Annotated in this window: 13 protein-coding genes; 10 read left to right on the top strand and 3 right to left on the bottom strand. The window is 41.2% G+C overall.

All coding sequences use genetic code 11. The features are described from left to right. A partial coding sequence (locus tag BO222_RS00420) for a transposase (RefSeq protein WP_075817320.1) occupies positions 1 to 255 on the top strand: 255 nt, incomplete at its 5' end. 299 nt (positions 256 to 554) lie between these two features. On the opposite strand, the gene BO222_RS00415 is transcribed toward BO222_RS00420, so the two are convergent. Next, on the bottom strand, positions 555 to 857 hold the full coding sequence (locus BO222_RS00415) for a PTS sugar transporter subunit IIB (protein ID WP_075817388.1): 303 nt from the start codon (positions 855 to 857) through the stop codon (positions 555 to 557). Positions 858 to 907: 50 nt separating this feature from the next. Between BO222_RS00415 and BO222_RS00410 the strand changes: the two genes are divergently transcribed. The 4 genes from BO222_RS00410 (at position 908) to BO222_RS00395 (ending at position 5,694) form a co-directional block, all read left to right on the top strand. Then, positions 908 to 2,752 carry a BglG family transcription antiterminator gene (locus BO222_RS00410; RefSeq protein ID WP_075817386.1) on the top strand — a complete coding sequence of 615 codons (1,845 nt, stop codon included), beginning with the start codon at positions 908 to 910 and terminating at the stop codon, positions 2,750 to 2,752. A gap of 413 nt (positions 2,753 to 3,165) precedes the next feature. Continuing rightward, positions 3,166 to 3,486 (top strand): PTS sugar transporter subunit IIB, encoded by a 321-nt coding sequence (locus BO222_RS00405; RefSeq protein WP_075817384.1) that lies wholly within the window; start codon positions 3,166 to 3,168, stop codon positions 3,484 to 3,486. 1 nt (position 3,487) lies between these two features. After that, the gene (celB, locus tag BO222_RS00400) at positions 3,488 to 4,798 is read left to right on the top strand and encodes a PTS cellobiose transporter subunit IIC (protein WP_075817382.1); all 1,311 of its coding nucleotides are present in this window, start codon (positions 3,488 to 3,490) and stop codon (positions 4,796 to 4,798) included. Next, positions 4,795 to 5,694, top strand: a complete 900-nt coding sequence (locus BO222_RS00395) for an ROK family protein (protein ID WP_075817380.1) — start codon at positions 4,795 to 4,797, stop codon at positions 5,692 to 5,694. Before celB ends, BO222_RS00395 begins: the two co-directional genes overlap by 4 nt. 438 nt (positions 5,695 to 6,132) lie before the next feature. Here the strand turns inward: BO222_RS00395 and BO222_RS00390 are convergent, their stop codons facing one another. Further along, positions 6,133 to 6,420, bottom strand: coding sequence for a hypothetical protein (locus tag BO222_RS00390; RefSeq protein WP_075817378.1), 288 nt, complete (start codon positions 6,418 to 6,420; stop codon positions 6,133 to 6,135). 68 nt (positions 6,421 to 6,488) lie between these two features. Next, complete coding sequence (locus tag BO222_RS13235; protein ID WP_158024524.1) at positions 6,489 to 8,162, bottom strand: AAA family ATPase; 1,674 nt, start codon at positions 8,160 to 8,162, stop codon at positions 6,489 to 6,491. Positions 8,163 to 8,546: 384 nt separating this feature from the next. Between BO222_RS13235 and BO222_RS00380 the strand changes: the two genes are divergently transcribed. The 5 genes from BO222_RS00380 to dnaB all read left to right on the top strand — a co-directional run bounded on the left by BO222_RS00380 (position 8,547) and on the right by dnaB (position 13,955). Then, entirely contained in the window at positions 8,547 to 8,993 is a 447-nt protein-coding gene (locus BO222_RS00380) for a DUF5684 domain-containing protein (protein WP_075817376.1), read from the top strand. A 240-nt stretch (positions 8,994 to 9,233) separates the two neighbouring features. Beyond that, on the top strand, positions 9,234 to 10,178 hold the full coding sequence (locus BO222_RS00375; RefSeq protein ID WP_143356865.1) for a hypothetical protein: 945 nt from the start codon (positions 9,234 to 9,236) through the stop codon (positions 10,176 to 10,178). After that, complete coding sequence (locus BO222_RS00370) at positions 10,175 to 12,133, top strand: GGDEF domain-containing protein (protein ID WP_075817372.1); 1,959 nt, start codon at positions 10,175 to 10,177, stop codon at positions 12,131 to 12,133. Before BO222_RS00375 ends, BO222_RS00370 begins: the two co-directional genes overlap by 4 nt. Next, complete coding sequence (rplI, locus tag BO222_RS00365) at positions 12,130 to 12,582, top strand: 50S ribosomal protein L9 (protein WP_075817371.1); 453 nt, start codon at positions 12,130 to 12,132, stop codon at positions 12,580 to 12,582. Before BO222_RS00370 ends, rplI begins: the two co-directional genes overlap by 4 nt. Before the next feature lie 8 nt (positions 12,583 to 12,590). Then, entirely contained in the window at positions 12,591 to 13,955 is a 1,365-nt protein-coding gene (dnaB, locus tag BO222_RS00360) for a replicative DNA helicase (protein ID WP_075817369.1), read from the top strand. Positions 13,956 to 15,288: the final 1,333 nt, after the last annotated feature.

Genomic DNA, 15,288 nt, shown 5'->3' with positions numbered 1-15,288 from the left:
CGGGAGAACATGTCTTCAGATGCAGGACATGAGATTATGGTCAGCCGGAGCATTCAGGCGGAAGGAACCTTCGGAGATCTTAAAGAAAACTACAGATACAGCCGATTGAGACGCCGGGGACTGGAAAACGTAAAATTTGAGGTGCTTATTGTGGCCATGGGACACAATATCAGAAAATTAAACAACAGAAATCGGATGAGTTGCCCAGAACTCGAACGTTATGGAAAATTAAAGGAGCAGAAAAGCGAAATCTGAAAAAGATTATAAACAGTCTTTTTGAGTTTTGGCTCTTTTCAGTGCGTTCAAAAATTGACTTGAGCGGAAAAACACATCATAAAACAGGATTGAATCAGATAAAAAGCATAGAAAAAGGGGCTGTAAATCTCGCTGATGAAAAATCAGTCGAAATTTAACAGCCCCTTTTTCTTATTCCGGATTTTTTTTCTTATTCTGTGTTAAAATTCTTACTTTGAACTGTCTTTTCGCAGGTTAACATCACTTGATTGATCAGAACATCGGTTCAATGCGGGTAACAGTATTGAGAAAATGGCGCATCAGTGGTTAATCATGGCAAGAATCTGCCGCCCAACCGGTTCTGCCTTGCCTAAACCATAATCAAGGCGCTCGATCAGAAAAATCGGAGTCGTTGGGAACATGGAAGACAACTCATCTTTTGTCCAATGCAGCTGGGGAGCTAAAAGAATAATGTCAGCCATTTCTCCTTCATCCTTGATGGTTCGATAACTGGCTGATTCAACCAGGACTTCACTATCCATTCTTTCTTTAAGCCAGTTTTCAAGGTTTCTGGCTAGAATACTTGAAGAAAAACCACTAACGCAGCAGATATAAATAGTCATATACTGTTCCTCTCATAGATTTCTAAAGAAATTCCAGATATTCTAAACATATGAATCATCGTGAACAGGAATTACTGCACCTTTTGATAAAACTTGATCAGCCTGTTTCCGTAAAAACATTAGCGAAGAAACTCGGATTATCGGAAAGGACAATTCGCAATTACATATACGAACTGAATGGAAACAATCCCTGGATTTCAACTTCAAAGAATGGCATCAGTGCCTCGATATCGGATCTGAAGGCTCATTTACAAACCGGCGATGATCAAAGTGATCTGATTGCACAGAATCCTGCGCAAAGATCATCCTATCTGATCAAGCTGCTTTTGTTAAGAAAGCAAAATCCACTGGCTTCTGAAATCTGCGAATCTCTTTTCATCAGTGATTCTACTCTGAAAGCCGACCTGATTCGACTGAATCGGGAATATTCGGATACTGGGATTCGTTTTCGAATGCGAAAGGGAAGACTTGAATATACTGGAGAAGAAAAAAATATCCGTAAAGTGATTCGTTCCATGATCAGACAGGAAACACAGGATCATTATCGATATATGGAAATGCTGCGCGAGATGTTTGGAAACGAAATGGTCAGTTCCATTCATACCATCTGGTCGGATCTGCTCTCACGCTGGTCTGCAGATAAAAATGAACTCCTGCTTGCCAATCTGATTTTTCATACCACAATGATTGTCAGCTATTCAAAAACGATTGAAAAACTTCCTGAGCTCAACATGCAGCCAGCCAGTATGCATGAAGAGTTGTGCCAGAAACTGGAACAGAATTTTGCAATCCTGATTTCTGATGTGGATAAACGAAAGCTGGAAATGCTATGTCTGCAGTGTACTCATGCAGAACATATTTCTAAACCTGTAGTCGAGTACTGCCTGAGAGTTAAGGAACGACTCGAGAAGGATTACTTTATTACTTTTTCTGAAGAAAGCTTTGTAAGTATGTTTGAAAGTCATGTCGAAGTTCTCCTTTCAAGAGTCACCCGCAATGAACGTTCTGAAAATCCACTGACAAAAAGCATACGAATGGCTTCTCCAGTCATTTATGAAATGGCCATCAGTGCGGCAGATGAATTCTATCAGACCTTTGGCGTGATTCTCGATGAAGGCGAAATCGCATTTTTTGCCCTGCATATCGGAGCTCATGTTGAATTTGCTTCTAATCTGCCGGATATTTATCTGCTATGCCCGTTTTATCATAATCTGCAGGAACAATTCGAAAGCCGGATTCGTAATCATTTTCAGGGACAGGCCTGTATCCAGCGATGTAAGACGGATTCACTGCCGGATTCTCCACTGGTTCTTGTGGTTTCTGCCTTGCCTTTAGAAAGTATGAATTATCCATTTTTCTATACTCAGATTTCTCCCTTTGTTTCTGAACATGATTTACAGAATATTTCTGAACATCTCGATAAATTGAAACGGGCTATCGCTTCTCAGAAAAGAAAAGAACAGCTTGAAGAGCTTTTTTTTGATGAATGCTTTGAAATCGAGCCAGAAGGCAAAAGTCCTCAGGAGATTCTTAAAGCGATGAGTTTACGGCTTGCGAAGCTGAATTTAGCTCCCGGAAAACTGATGGAAAGCGTGCTTGAAAGAGAATCATTATGTTCGACAGCTTATGAAGGATTTGCCATTCCGCATCCACTGCATCCCTGTGCCTTTCGGCCATCGATATCTGTCGCTCTTTTTCCTGATGGATTTAACTGGAATGGAACAATCATTTACTGCGTGTTTCTGATGAGCCTTCGCAATGATGATCTGAGTCTGTTTCGCGAGGTATATGAGCCATTGATTAATTTGCTCGTTCATCCCGGTCTTCCAGAAATCCTCTCGAAATCCAAAAATTTAGAATCCTTTAAAAAGACGGTCTACGAACATCTTCCGTAAACCGTCTTTTTTAGCGATTGATTATTCTTCTGGAATTATCTTGATACTTCAAATTTACCTGCGAAAAGTAAAAATAATAAAATGTCTAGACATTAATCCAAGAAAAACAGGAAAGAAATTCGTCATTAAAGTGGAAAAGAAAATTTCACCAAAGATTTCCATCTGAGAGAAGTGTTTGATAACAGATCCCAAAAAAAGCTATAAAAAAGCTATATATAAAGGTTATTTGTGAATTATGAGCCACGGATTAAGCTCTTGAAAAACAGAAGCCGCAGATTCAGCTTAATTTTGGTCAGATAATTTCCATTCAAGTGGAAAACGAATATCTGAAAGAATCCGTTTTCATCGATATACTACAAGTGTAATAAGTACGAACAAAGACAATAGATGTCTATACAAGAAAGGAGCTACTTATGAAAAAGATTTTACTTGCATGCTCTTCAGGCATGTCCACTTCACTTTTGGTGAACAAAATGATTCAGGCTGCCAAGGATCAGGGAATTGAGGCAGAGATCTGGGCAGTAGGCCAGTCTCAGGTTCCAGCAGAAATAGAAAAAGCAGACATTATTCTGTTTGGTCCACAGATGCGTTTTCTAAAAAAGAAATTTGAAGGAAAAGCCAAAGAGCTTAACATCCCAATTGATTCCATTGCCCCAGTATTATACGGCCGATGTGATGGCGCTGGAGTTTTAAAAACAGCCCTTGATTTGATTGATAAGAACGGAGCGAAATAATATGAGCTTTTTTGAAAAGATCGAAGAACCATTAATGAGTGTCGGGGAAAAACTGAATAACAATAAAATTCTTCAGATCCTGCGTGATTCATTCATGCTGGCTTTCCCGTTAACGATCTTTGGTTCCATTACATTAATTATTGCAAACTTTCCATTTTTGTCCGATCTGATCGGAGCAGAAGCAGCTGGAACGTTAAACGCCCTCTTAGGACCGGCTTCCACTGCAACCATGTCCATTGCCACTGTCTTTCTATGCATTGGTATTGGATATTATTTCTCCAAGGATAAGGGTTGTGATCCAATTTTTGGAGGAGCGATTGCATTAGCTGCATTTATTCTTGTTACCCCAATGGAAGTTCTTCATGTCACTGAAGAAGGAACTGAACTGATTATTTCAAACGTTCTGGATATTAACCGATTAGGTGCAAAAGGAATGTTTGTCGGCATGATCGGATCTTTTTTGGCAGCAGCCCTTTATTGCTGGACCACCAAGAAAAACTGGACCATCAAAATGCCGGATTCTGTACCACCTGCAGTTTCAAAATCCTTTACGGCACTGATTCCAGCCTGTCTGACATTGACAGTTTTCCTGGTAATCCGGATTGCCTTTGAATTTACTCCATGGACAAACATTCATGATTTTATTTATGAAGTGGTACAGGCTCCACTGACAAGTCTCGGTAGTACACTTGGAGCGACTCTGGTTGCGATCTTTGCGGTTCAGCTGTTATGGTTCTGCGGTCTGCATGGACAGATCATTGTAAACTCTGTCCTTGATCCGATCTGGAATGCTCTGACTCTTGAAAACCTGACTGCTTTCCAGGCAGGAACTGAAATTCCTAATATTGTCACCAAACAGTTTATTGAAATCTTTACTGTAGGGATTGGCGGAAGCGGTATGACTCTTGCAGCCGTTCTGATTCTTGCCTTTATCTGCAAGCATAAACAGCTGCGACAGGTTGGACGTCTTGCTCTTCCAGCCGGATGCTTCAACGTCAATGAACCTGTGATTTATGGTCTGCCGGTTGTATTAAACCCGACAATTGTTATTCCATGGATTGTTGCTCCAATTATTAATGTGTGCATTGTTTATTTTGCGATGGCTTCTGGTCTTGTACCTTTAACAACTGGTGTAACTGTCCCCTGGACCACTCCAATTTTCCTCTCTGGAATGCTTGCAACCAACTCGATCATGGGTGGAGTGATTCAGCTTGTTGAACTTGCGGTAGTATTTGTTTGCTGGCTGCCATTCTTGAAGAGCATGGATAAGCAGCTTCTTAAGGATTATCCAGAAGAGACACAGAGTGCATGAGCCGCGTCCTCTGTTTCGATATCGGCGGAACCTTTGTTAAATATGGATTGATCCAGGAGGGCAAAATGATCTCTTCAGATAAATTTCCCACAGATCGAAGTGATGGTCAGGCAGTCCTTGCCAGCATGAAAGAAATTATCCAAAAAAACATCTCCAGCGGGCTGGATGGAATTTCCATCAGCTCGCCTGGTTTTGCCGATAATCAATCTGGAAAAATCGTCAGCGGAAATGTCATCGAAGGATTTAATGGGCTGGATATTAGAAAAACCTTTGAAGAAGAATTCGGATTGAAAACAGCGCTTGAAAATGATGCCAATTGTGCTGCCTTAGCTGAGTTTGGACTTGGAAATGGTCAGGGAGTTCAAAATCTGGCTGTGATGACTCTGGGAACCGGAGTCGGCGGCGGAATCATTCTGAATGGAAAACTTCACAATGGGAATCGAAATATGGCTGGAGAGTTTGGATTTATGTTCATTCATGGAATTCATACAAAGCGTCCAGAAGATGAAATCCTCTCAGGTCATGCTTCAGCCAGGGCACTTTGCGAAGATGTCAGCAAGCGAAAGGGATATGCAGCGGATGGCTTTGAAGTATTCCGGCTGCTTGAAGAAAACGATCCACAGGCCCAAATCGCTCTGGATCATTTCCTTGATTCATTAGCTATGAGCATCTACAACATCGCTTATACCATTGCTCCAGAAAAAGTTCTGATCGGCGGCGGAATCAGTGAACAGAAAATGATTCTTCCCGAAGTGAAAAATAGAGTTTCAGCATTAACTCCTTCTTTTTCCGTCGACCTGAATGAAATCATGGAAATTGATACCTGCGCGTTTGGAAACGATGCCGGGCTGTTTGGAGCTTATGTTAACTTCGAAGAGACCTATCCTGAACGATAAGAAATCGCCGTTTTCATACGTCAGAAAATCGAACAATTAAAAGGCGAAAACCTGATAGGCTTTTCCAGACAACGATTTAAATTATAATTCGCGATATGAAGAGTTGAGTCCAAGAGCCAGGACTTAGCTCTTTTTATCTTGTTGGAAATCATCGAAGTGGTAGACCGATAAATTTTATCTTCAGTTGAATAGTCGTCAAGATAACCAAACAGGTTTGAAAATTCAGCTGAAGTTTCGATCTTTCAGTCTCTTTCCTGGCTGAATTTCTATCAGTTGTATTAATGGTTATCTTTTGAGACGTATGTATTTTTTTTGAAGAAAAGTCAACAAAACGCCTGCCCGGATCTGGACAGGCGTTTTAATCTTATTGATTTTGCAGGATTCTATATTTCTAGAATGTCAAGTATCTATGAAAATCAAAAGTTCGATAACTTCAGATTAGTTGTTGGAGTTTTCGGTCTGATCTTCAGATTCCATGCTTTCTTCAGCTGTAGTCGGAACTTCTTCTGTATTGGAATCGCTGTTTTCAGGCGTTCCATAATCGACATCAGCTCCGCCGTTTTCATCAGCTGCTGCGTCTTCTTCCTTGGCTTTATCAAGAGCTGCAGAATCATCTTCAGTGATTTTTGTTTCGTCTTCCTTAACAGTTTCGTCTTCTGCTGGGGTTGTGCATGCTGCAAGAGACAGAGCCATTGCACCTGCGGCAAATAGTTTAAATAATTTCATCTCACAATTCCTCCAAATGAAAAAAATATATTCAAATTAATTATAGTGAATTTGATTTTTTAATCCGGTCAGTTGCCCTCGAAATCTTCTTTATGTAAAGTGCTCAGTTCTTCAGGATCAATGTGATTGGACATAATCAGTCGATTCGCCTGAGCCATCATGGCTTTTTCAATGAGATTTCGCACCGTTCTCGCATTACCAAACGTACCATCGGATTGTTCAAGCAGATTTTCAACCTGATGCTCGAGCAGATCTAAAGCCTCTTTATCAATCGTATAATCCATCGCCCTTGCAAGATCAGAAGCAATCTGTCTGAGCTGCAAAGGTGAATAATTTTCGAATCGAATTCTTGTTCCAAAACGGCTAGCCAGCCCCGGGTTGGATAATAGAAAGTCATCCATTAAGGCTGGATAGCCAGCGGCAATCACCACCAGATCATCACGATGATCTTCCATGGCTTTCAATATGGTTTCGACAGCTTCCCGTCCAAAATCGTTGGGCGATTCTCGAATTAGGGAATAAGCTTCATCGATAAAGAGGATGCCGCCAAGTGCTTTCTGGATCATTTCCTGAGTTTTCTGAGCCGTTTGACCGATATAGCCGGCAACCAGCCCCGAGCGATCTGTTTCAATCAACTGACCTTTTTTCAGCAGACCCAGTTCTCGAAAAATTTTCGCAAGAAGCCTGGCTACGGTTGTTTTTCCGGTTCCTGGATTTCCATAAAAGATCATATGCCGGCTGATGACAGGATTTTTAAGTCCCAGCTCCTGGCGGATTTTTTGAATCAGTAAATAGTTGGCCAGGGAATGAACCTGTTCTTTGACACTTTCCAGACCCGTCATGCAATCGAGTTCCTTTAAAATCTCTGCGATCTGATCCGACATCTTTTTCATCTGGTTTTCGCCAAGATAATCCTTTGCGGCTGGAGTCTTTGCCGATATGGCTTCGTTTTGACTTTCCTTTGATTTTTCCTGTTTCTGCTGGCTCATTCCTCGATTCTCAAACTTTGGTTTGAGACCAGTATTCAGGTAATGGGCATTGTTTTTCTGAATTTTCTGCTTATTTAAATCATGAGTGTGATCTGAATCTTTTAAATTGTGAGAGGTCAGAGAAGACTGCAATGGATCTGCTTCATTTTGAGAATGTCCTTTCGATTCTCCCTTGTGATTTACTGATTTGGATTGACTGGATGAATCTTCTCTTTTGGAATCGGAAGCTTCAATATCTTGAGACATTTGATCCTGCAGGCTGGGATCAGCCTGATCGATTCGGTTTTCCTTTAGAAAATCGAATTTATACTTTCTTTCTGGGATTTTTGCAATCAGGGGCTTCAGCTTTTCAAGAGCCTGTTCATTCTCATTGGCTGCCTGTTCAAACAACAGGACGAGATTTTCAAAAGGAGAGTAGGACAGGTTGGGATTTTGTACTCGCATGCGGGATTCAGCCCATTCAAATTCTGGAGCGCTGATTTTTGCCGGCGGATTCTGATTGAGCTTTTTTGAAGCCATCTTGCGTAATTTGATTTTCTGGATGTGCTTTTCGGGAAAATCCTCATCGCGATACAGCAGCAGGGATTCGATTTCCTTAATGACTGGACTGTTTTCAGGATTGGCATCGAATGCGAATTCGAGAAGTTCATCGTTGAGAATGTTTTGAAGGTCAGCTGCTTCCCAGGCGGAAAGATAGCTGCAGACGCCATAGGCATCATATAGGAGGTCTTTGAAGTTGTTCTGGTTAAACATAATTTGTCTCCGGATTTTATGGTCAGGATTTACTGATAGGCTCGATCTATTGAAACCAGGTTTCTTATGAAAATCTAAAACGTCAGGGATTTTGGTTATCCGCATTGTTTTTTTTAAAATCATGGAGAGAACAGACCGAAGGGCATCGATGATTCACTTCTTCTTATTATGCCGGATTTGTGATCAGAAGAAACCATGGTGAATTATCGTAAAAATAACGGAAATCCCAGGTTCAGAATACGGAAATTTCGATATTTAGTCCATATCGTCTAAAGCGTATGAATGGGGATGCAAACGATTCCTATTTATAATGAGAGCAGATCTAAATCAATCAGAACTGTTTAAAATTTCATCTGATGGATTTGATTCAGGAGGATTATTGATATGTATTTACCAAATGTTGAGGAGTATGGAATGATATATACGATTGTTTCAATCGTATGGTATGTTCTGCTGGCTGCCGGATTATGGAAGACGTTTGAAAAGGCACATGAATCCGGATGGAAAGCCATTATTCCAATTTACAATTTTTACTTGTTGTTTAAGATTGCATGGCAGTCGAGAATGTTCTGGCTGTGGCTTGCATTCAGTGTTGGCAGTGTTTTGTTGAGCGTTTATTCGACCAGTATGCTGATGTATTATATCGCTATCGCACTCTCTATTGTCGCAAGCATTATGTTAGCTGTTTTGTGGTATAACGTTTCTCTGGCTTATGGGCACGGATTTGGATACTTTCTCGGTCTTTACCTGCTCAATCCGATCTTCATTATGATTTTAGGATTTGGAAGCAGCCGTTTTATTGGAAACCGTTATGAAGGAAGCGGAATTTAAACCTGTTGACTTTTTGATTTAAGATTTGATCAGGACTCAATCTCACACGGATCTGAAATCCTGATTTTAAAATTTAGCCAATAACCAAATTTGAGTCCAGACAGTGGATATCCACTGTCTGGACTCTTCTGTTTGATTGCTAAGTCGATATGAGATAGAGCAAAAAGATTACAATCCTGCTAAAAGAACTAAATCCATCTTTTGATCTTTGAAATATTTGAATTCGGTATAATGCTTCTGATGAAAACGAGAGAAATATCAAGAGGAGCATTGCTTTGCGCTCTTTATGGCGTTCTGCTTGAGATCAATAACCTGACCTCTTTATCCATAGAAAGTCTGCTGCCAGTCCTTTTTGGACTTCCAATCATGGTCTGTGCCCTGACTTCAAATCAGAAAGTCGTTCAGGCAGTCCTCTATTCCATGATGGTTCTGACCTTTTTACTCTCCGGAATGACCACCTGGTTATATGCGATTGGAATCCTGATCAGCGCCTATGTGCTTTGTCTGCCGTTTATAAGGACTAAGAAATCTTCTAAAAATCAAACCGGGAGTCAGGTTTTATTCAACCGTCATCAATCATCGACCGTATATTGTATCGATCAGAACTTTGGCTGGTGTCTGATCGTGCAAGTCGGATGCGTCTTTTTAAGCATGACACTGTTTGCAGGACTGTTTGGTTATTCAGCCACTCAGGATCAGGCTTTGTTTTCTTTGCTTCAGGGGATTATTTCTCCAACGGCAATACTGTTTCTGATTTCGTTTATCGCAGGCCTTTTGCAGGCAGTCCTGCTGGATTTACTGCTGCAGGTTATTCTGATGCTGATGTACCATGGAAAAGTCAGGGTGAAGATTCCGCTGAGCCGTCCGATTCGGTCAATCCCAATGGTTCTTGTCTTATCACTTTCAGGGGTGGTTTTATTGATGAATGCCCCTGTGCTAAAATGGACTATGATTTGCAAAGATGTTCTTTTGATCATCAGCATCACTATATTGATCTGGCTGGATATATTAGGAACCATATCTTTGCTGCATCATGAACAGGCTAAGAGTAAAAACAGGCCATGGCTCAGAATTGCCATTGTTTTAAGCGCCTATATCCCTCCAATCTGTCTGATTCCAATCGGATACGGAATGAAAGCCTGTCTTACATCGAAGTCAGAGACTTCAAGAGGATATATGAAATGAAAAAATTCCAGAAATGGAGAAAGATACTGATTGGAACAGAAGTGTTCAGTTTTTTACTGATTGTCATCTTTCTGTTCTTTTCTAAGTTCTGGGGGGCACTTGGCCTTTTTGCATTCCAGGTTGTCTATACTCTGCTGTTTTTAAGCTTCTGGCAGGCCATTAAGCATAAGGGAATTCAGATGGACGTTGAGATCTCCAGAGTGCTGGGTAAAGATGCCAAATATGCTCTGAATTTTGGAGATGTGGGAATCATTACCTATAATAATGAATACGTCTGTACCTGGTGTTCGGATTATTTTAAGGAACATGATATCGATCTGCTCAATAAGAAACTGACCAGCTGGATCGAGAATATGCGTTCCCTGTTTGAAGATGAAGCCGACTCCATCATCGGGGTTTCCAACAATCAGGTATATGAAATTGAAAAACGTCCCGATTCACAGATTTTGTATGTTCGAAATATTACAGAAATTACAAATCTGAAAAAGGAACTGTCTTTGCGCGAAACGGTTGTCGGAATTCTGACTCTCGATAATTATTCAGAATATCAGTCCTATGAAAACGAAGAAATGCTCAACGAAATCAATGCCAATCTTCGGGGAGCATTAATCAGCTGGACCAAGCAGTATGGGATGTTCTTAAGAAAGCTGAGAGGAGATCGATTCCTCGTTATTTTAAATAAGACGATTCTGGATGATATTCGAAAGAACAATTTCAGTATTTTACAGACGATCAAGGACAAAGCCGACCGTATGGATGTTTCAATCACCCTGTCGATGGTCTTTGCCTATGGAACGCAGAATTTTCTTGAACTCGATACCATGCTCAATGATCTGCTTGAAATCGTTGACTCCAGGGGCGGCGATCAGGCAGCTATTAAGAAATATGGCTCTCCTGCAGAATTTATTGGGGGCAGTTCAGAAAAGACTTCGGCAAGAAGCAAGGTCCGGGTTCGCATCATGGCTGAATCGATAGAAGATCTGATGAAGGATTCCGGCAAAGTCTTTGTGTTGGGTCATGTCAATACGGATTATGACTGTATGGGAAGCGCATTGGCCATTTCAGCCTGGGCTAAAAGCCTTCATCACGAACCATATATTGTACTCAAGGATGTTCCCAGAGATCATCAGCTTCAGGAAACCATGGATCACTACAACAAGGCTCTTGTTGAAAGACACAATATAGTAACTGAAGAAGAAGCATTGCGCTTGTTCAATCCGCAAAAGGACTTGCTGATCATGACCGATCATGGAAATCCTTCAATTTCAAGCGGACGTGAACTTCTGGCACTTCAGGGCCGCAAGGTCGTAGTCATCGACCATCACCGCCGGTCGGAAGATTTCGTCGATTCACCGGTTATTGCCTATGTTGAATCTTCTGCCAGCTCGGTTGCTGAGCTGGTCAGTGAATTGCTCAGCGCAAGTTCATCAACGATTCCTATTTATGAAGCGGAAGCGACTCTGATGTATTTAGGACTGCTGGTTGATACCAACCGTTTTAAATCACATACTTCAGAGCGCACCTTCCAGGCTGCGGCCACTCTGGCTTCCTGGGGAGCCAATACAGCGGATGCAGAAAAGGAACTTCTTGAAGACTATGACTCCTTTGCTCAGAAAAATGAAATTATTTCTCAGGCGAAAGTGTTCATGCACAAATTCCTGATCGCGGTAACGGATCAGCCAGTCAGCCGAACTTTGTTAGCTCAGACCAGCGAGGCGCTTTTGAAGATTAAAGGCTGCCAGGCTGCGTTTACAATTGGTGTCAATGAAGTCAATAAAGCCTCAGCCATCAGTGCGAGAAGCGATGGCAGTTATAATGTTCAGAAAATCATGGAAAAACTCGGCGGAGGCGGCCACTTTGCCGCAGCTGCCTACGAAACAGAAGATTTAAATGTTTATCAGCTTGAAGACAGGCTGAAGCAGGCATTGAAGGAAGAGGAGGAAAAAGAATCATGAAAGTCATACTGCTTGAAGATGTAAGAAATGTCGGCAAGAAAGATGAAGTCAAAGAAGTTGCCGATGGTTATGGCAGAAATTTTCTGATTAAGAAAGGCTTAGCCGTAGCCTTTAACAAAGAAAACGAAAAAGCCCTGGCGCAAAGAAAGGCTCAGGAAGCAGCCGACCGCGCTGAAATGAAAAAAGAAGCAGAAGAAACCGCAAAAAAACTTGAGAGCCTGACTCTTGAATTTACTCTGAATACAGGAAAACAGGGAAATACCTTTGGACAGATCTCTTCAAAACAGATCGCCGCAGCTTTGGAAAAGCAGGGGATTCATGTTGAAAAAAGAAAGATTATCATGGATACTCCGGTAGATTCTCTGGGAACTACCAAGGTCAAAGTCGATCTGTACAAAAACGAAGTCATTGGAACCATTAACGTCCACGTTTCAGCGAAAGGAGCCTGATTCTTCTCATGGCTCTTGAGCTGCCAAATTCCGCAAGGATCGAACAGTCACTGCTTGGTTCCCTGATGGTTTATCCACAGGCCTACAGATCCTGTACCGATCAGGATTTAAGTCCGGAGGAATTTTTTGCTCCAGGACATCAGAAGATCTACAGCGCGATTATGGATCTTGCTGAAAGCGGCCATCCAACCGATCTCAACAGTATCCACCAGCGCTTATATGATAAAGGAGAGTTAGAAGCGGCCGGAGGCCTGAACTATCTTTTGTCATTAATGGATGGAGCCATCAGCAATGCAAGCGTTCCATCATATATCGAAACAATTAAGAATAAAGCTCAGTTGAGAGCGTTGATAGAAGCTTCAGAAAAGATTTCCATGGAAGCCAGTGCCAGTTCTGATGAAATCGACTCCATTTTAGATCATGCGGAACGTTCGATTATGGATGTGACCCGCCATCGAAGAGGAGCGGAATTTGAAAGCTCACAAATGATTATCGAAAGAGTTCTTGAAGAAATTCGATCACTCAGAGATACCAAGGGAGTAACAGGCATAAAGACTGGCTATTACAGCCTTGACAATATGACCAATGGTCTGCAGCGAGGAGACCTGATCATTCTTGCAGCAAGACCTGCCATGGGAAAATCGGCATTCGCGTTAAACGTGGCTAATGAGGTCGCTAAGCGAAATCCGGGATGCATCGCTATATTTTCACTGGAAATGCCTTCGGATTCATTGATCAAACGTCTGATTTCTTCTGAAAGTCTCATTCAATCGGATAAGCTTCGAAGTGGAAAAATCGATAATGAAGAGATGAGCAAACTTTACGAAGCGGGAAACCGTCTGGCTGAACGAAATATATTTATCGATGATACAAGCTCAATTCGAGTCTCGCAGATCTTTTCAAAGTGCCGCAAGCTCAAAAGTGAATTTGATACGATTTCACTCATTGTTATTGACTATCTTCAGCTGATCAGCGGAAATGGCCGGTCCGACTCCAGACAGCAGGAAGTTTCGGAAATCTCTCGAAATCTGAAAATACTGGCTAAGGAAATGGATTGTCCGGTCATTGCTTTATCCCAGTTATCCCGTAAAGTTGAAGAACGAACCGATCATGAGCCGATGCTTTCGGACCTAAGAGAGTCCGGATCAATTGAGCAGGATGCTGATATCGTTATGTTTTTGTATCGGGCTGCCTACTATGAAAAGCATGAACATGCCCAAGAAGATCGTGAAGAAGAAGTTGTATCTGTCAATCTGGCAAAACACCGAAACGGAGCGATCGGTAAAGTTGAGCTGGCTTTTCGAAAATCCGTATCCAAATTTCTGAATATTGATCAATCCGGAATTGGTGGGGATGATGTATATGCCGCTTGATCATGGTCTTCTCCTTTATGAAGTCAAAAATCGCAAATAGGTAGAGAAGAACGACAGGGGATCTACAATTTGTCGGAGAAAAAGATTACAGAATATCGTTTAAATACTCCCTCAAATATTCATCATCAAAATTTGACAGCGTTCATTCGTCAAGTATCATTATTTCTCCCTGAAACATTTATTCACGTTCTATCAGCTGCGTCTCATATACTTACAAACCGCATGTTAAGAGTAGAAATGACAAAATCAAAAAAACTATCAGGCATGCAGGCAATTTGTTCTTGTTTATTGGTCAAGGAAATGAACTCGAAACTGTAAACGCCCTCCCTTCATTTTTGAAGAGAGGGCGTTTTTCTGGCGTGTCGGGTATGACAGGTAACATCCTGGTGATCCGGTACTGACTCGGCTCGCTCTACTCGATTGGTGTTTTCACAATCCATAGACCAGTTCAGTATCTGATGTTTTATTTTGAATAACTTTGTTTGAGAGTGCCAAGCAAACCATTGGCAAAGAAGCCTCCATAATCGAGAAAAGGGAATGAATGCAGCTCTTCTCGAATTTGAATTCCATGTCTTTCTAAAAGCTTCTTAAACTCTTTCATCTGTTCGTCCGAAAATTTCAAAATATATAAATGTCTATCGGTGGATTTATAATCAATATAACAACTGATAAAAATCAACTTTGATTTCAAGAATACGTGAATATTTTGGAAAGATAGGATATCAATTCCGTTAATCAAAATTTCCTCGTCAGAAAGTTGAATATTACAATTTTGACTGTTAAGGATGATTTGAGCAGACGCTAGCTTCTCGCATTGTATGAGAAGAGTCTTGAAAAGTACAATGGCTTTTGGGACTACAACCAATCCACACAAAAGCCATAATAATGCAATTAGAAGTCTAACTAAAAGACTAACACCAAGTAGATAGATTGCGGATCTCAGTAAGAAAATGTAGCGAACAATTATATACACAGAGTTCAGAAATAATAAATAGCTAATCCATTTAATGACATTTAGCGCCTTAATCTGTTTTTCAAGTCCGTACTTAGTCGAAAAATAACAGTTTCCTTATCCGATTTTGATATCTTCTTCAGATAGGTGTTCGGAGTCAAGTTATTTATTAACATTTTGGGCAACCAAACAATTAACAGTTTGGGTAATGAATTGGGGGAATAGAGAGGGGTCAGGTATTGGCTGCTATAGTTAATACCTGACCCCTCTCTATTCCCCCAATTTGCACTCGCGCGGGCGCCTGGGGGGAGGCCGGACTGTTTAGTCCTCTCGAAATTCAAATTGCTTATCTTTCAGACGATAGGAATCCCCTACAATTTT

Source organism: Ileibacterium valens (assembly GCF_001945525.1).
Lineage (GTDB): Bacteria > Bacillota_I > Bacilli_A > Erysipelotrichales > Erysipelotrichaceae > Ileibacterium > Ileibacterium valens.
The sequence above is the reverse complement of the archived record's forward strand: the minus strand, read 5'-3'. Positions and strand labels throughout refer to the sequence as shown.

Bases quoted from the DNA above. Each gene is read 5' to 3' on its own strand.
- celB (WP_075817382.1), top strand. From the start codon at position 3,488: ATGAGCTTTTTTGAAAAGATCGAAGAACCATTAATGAGTGTCGGGGAA.
- BO222_RS00375 (WP_143356865.1), top strand. From the start codon at position 9,234: ATGAAAACGAGAGAAATATCAAGAGGAGCATTGCTTTGCGCTCTTTAT.
- BO222_RS00380 (WP_075817376.1), top strand. From the start codon at position 8,547: ATGTATTTACCAAATGTTGAGGAGTATGGAATGATATATACGATTGTT.
- BO222_RS00410 (WP_075817386.1), top strand. From the start codon at position 908: ATGAATCATCGTGAACAGGAATTACTGCACCTTTTGATAAAACTTGAT.
- BO222_RS00415 (WP_075817388.1), bottom strand. From the start codon at position 857: ATGACTATTTATATCTGCTGCGTTAGTGGTTTTTCTTCAAGTATTCTA.
- rplI (WP_075817371.1), top strand. From the start codon at position 12,130: ATGAAAGTCATACTGCTTGAAGATGTAAGAAATGTCGGCAAGAAAGAT.
- BO222_RS13235 (WP_158024524.1), bottom strand. From the start codon at position 8,162: ATGTTTAACCAGAACAACTTCAAAGACCTCCTATATGATGCCTATGGC.
- dnaB (WP_075817369.1), top strand. From the start codon at position 12,591: ATGGCTCTTGAGCTGCCAAATTCCGCAAGGATCGAACAGTCACTGCTT.
- BO222_RS00395 (WP_075817380.1), top strand. From the start codon at position 4,795: ATGAGCCGCGTCCTCTGTTTCGATATCGGCGGAACCTTTGTTAAATAT.
- BO222_RS00405 (WP_075817384.1), top strand. From the start codon at position 3,166: ATGAAAAAGATTTTACTTGCATGCTCTTCAGGCATGTCCACTTCACTT.
- BO222_RS00390 (WP_075817378.1), bottom strand. From the start codon at position 6,420: ATGAAATTATTTAAACTATTTGCCGCAGGTGCAATGGCTCTGTCTCTT.
- BO222_RS00370 (WP_075817372.1), top strand. From the start codon at position 10,175: ATGAAAAAATTCCAGAAATGGAGAAAGATACTGATTGGAACAGAAGTG.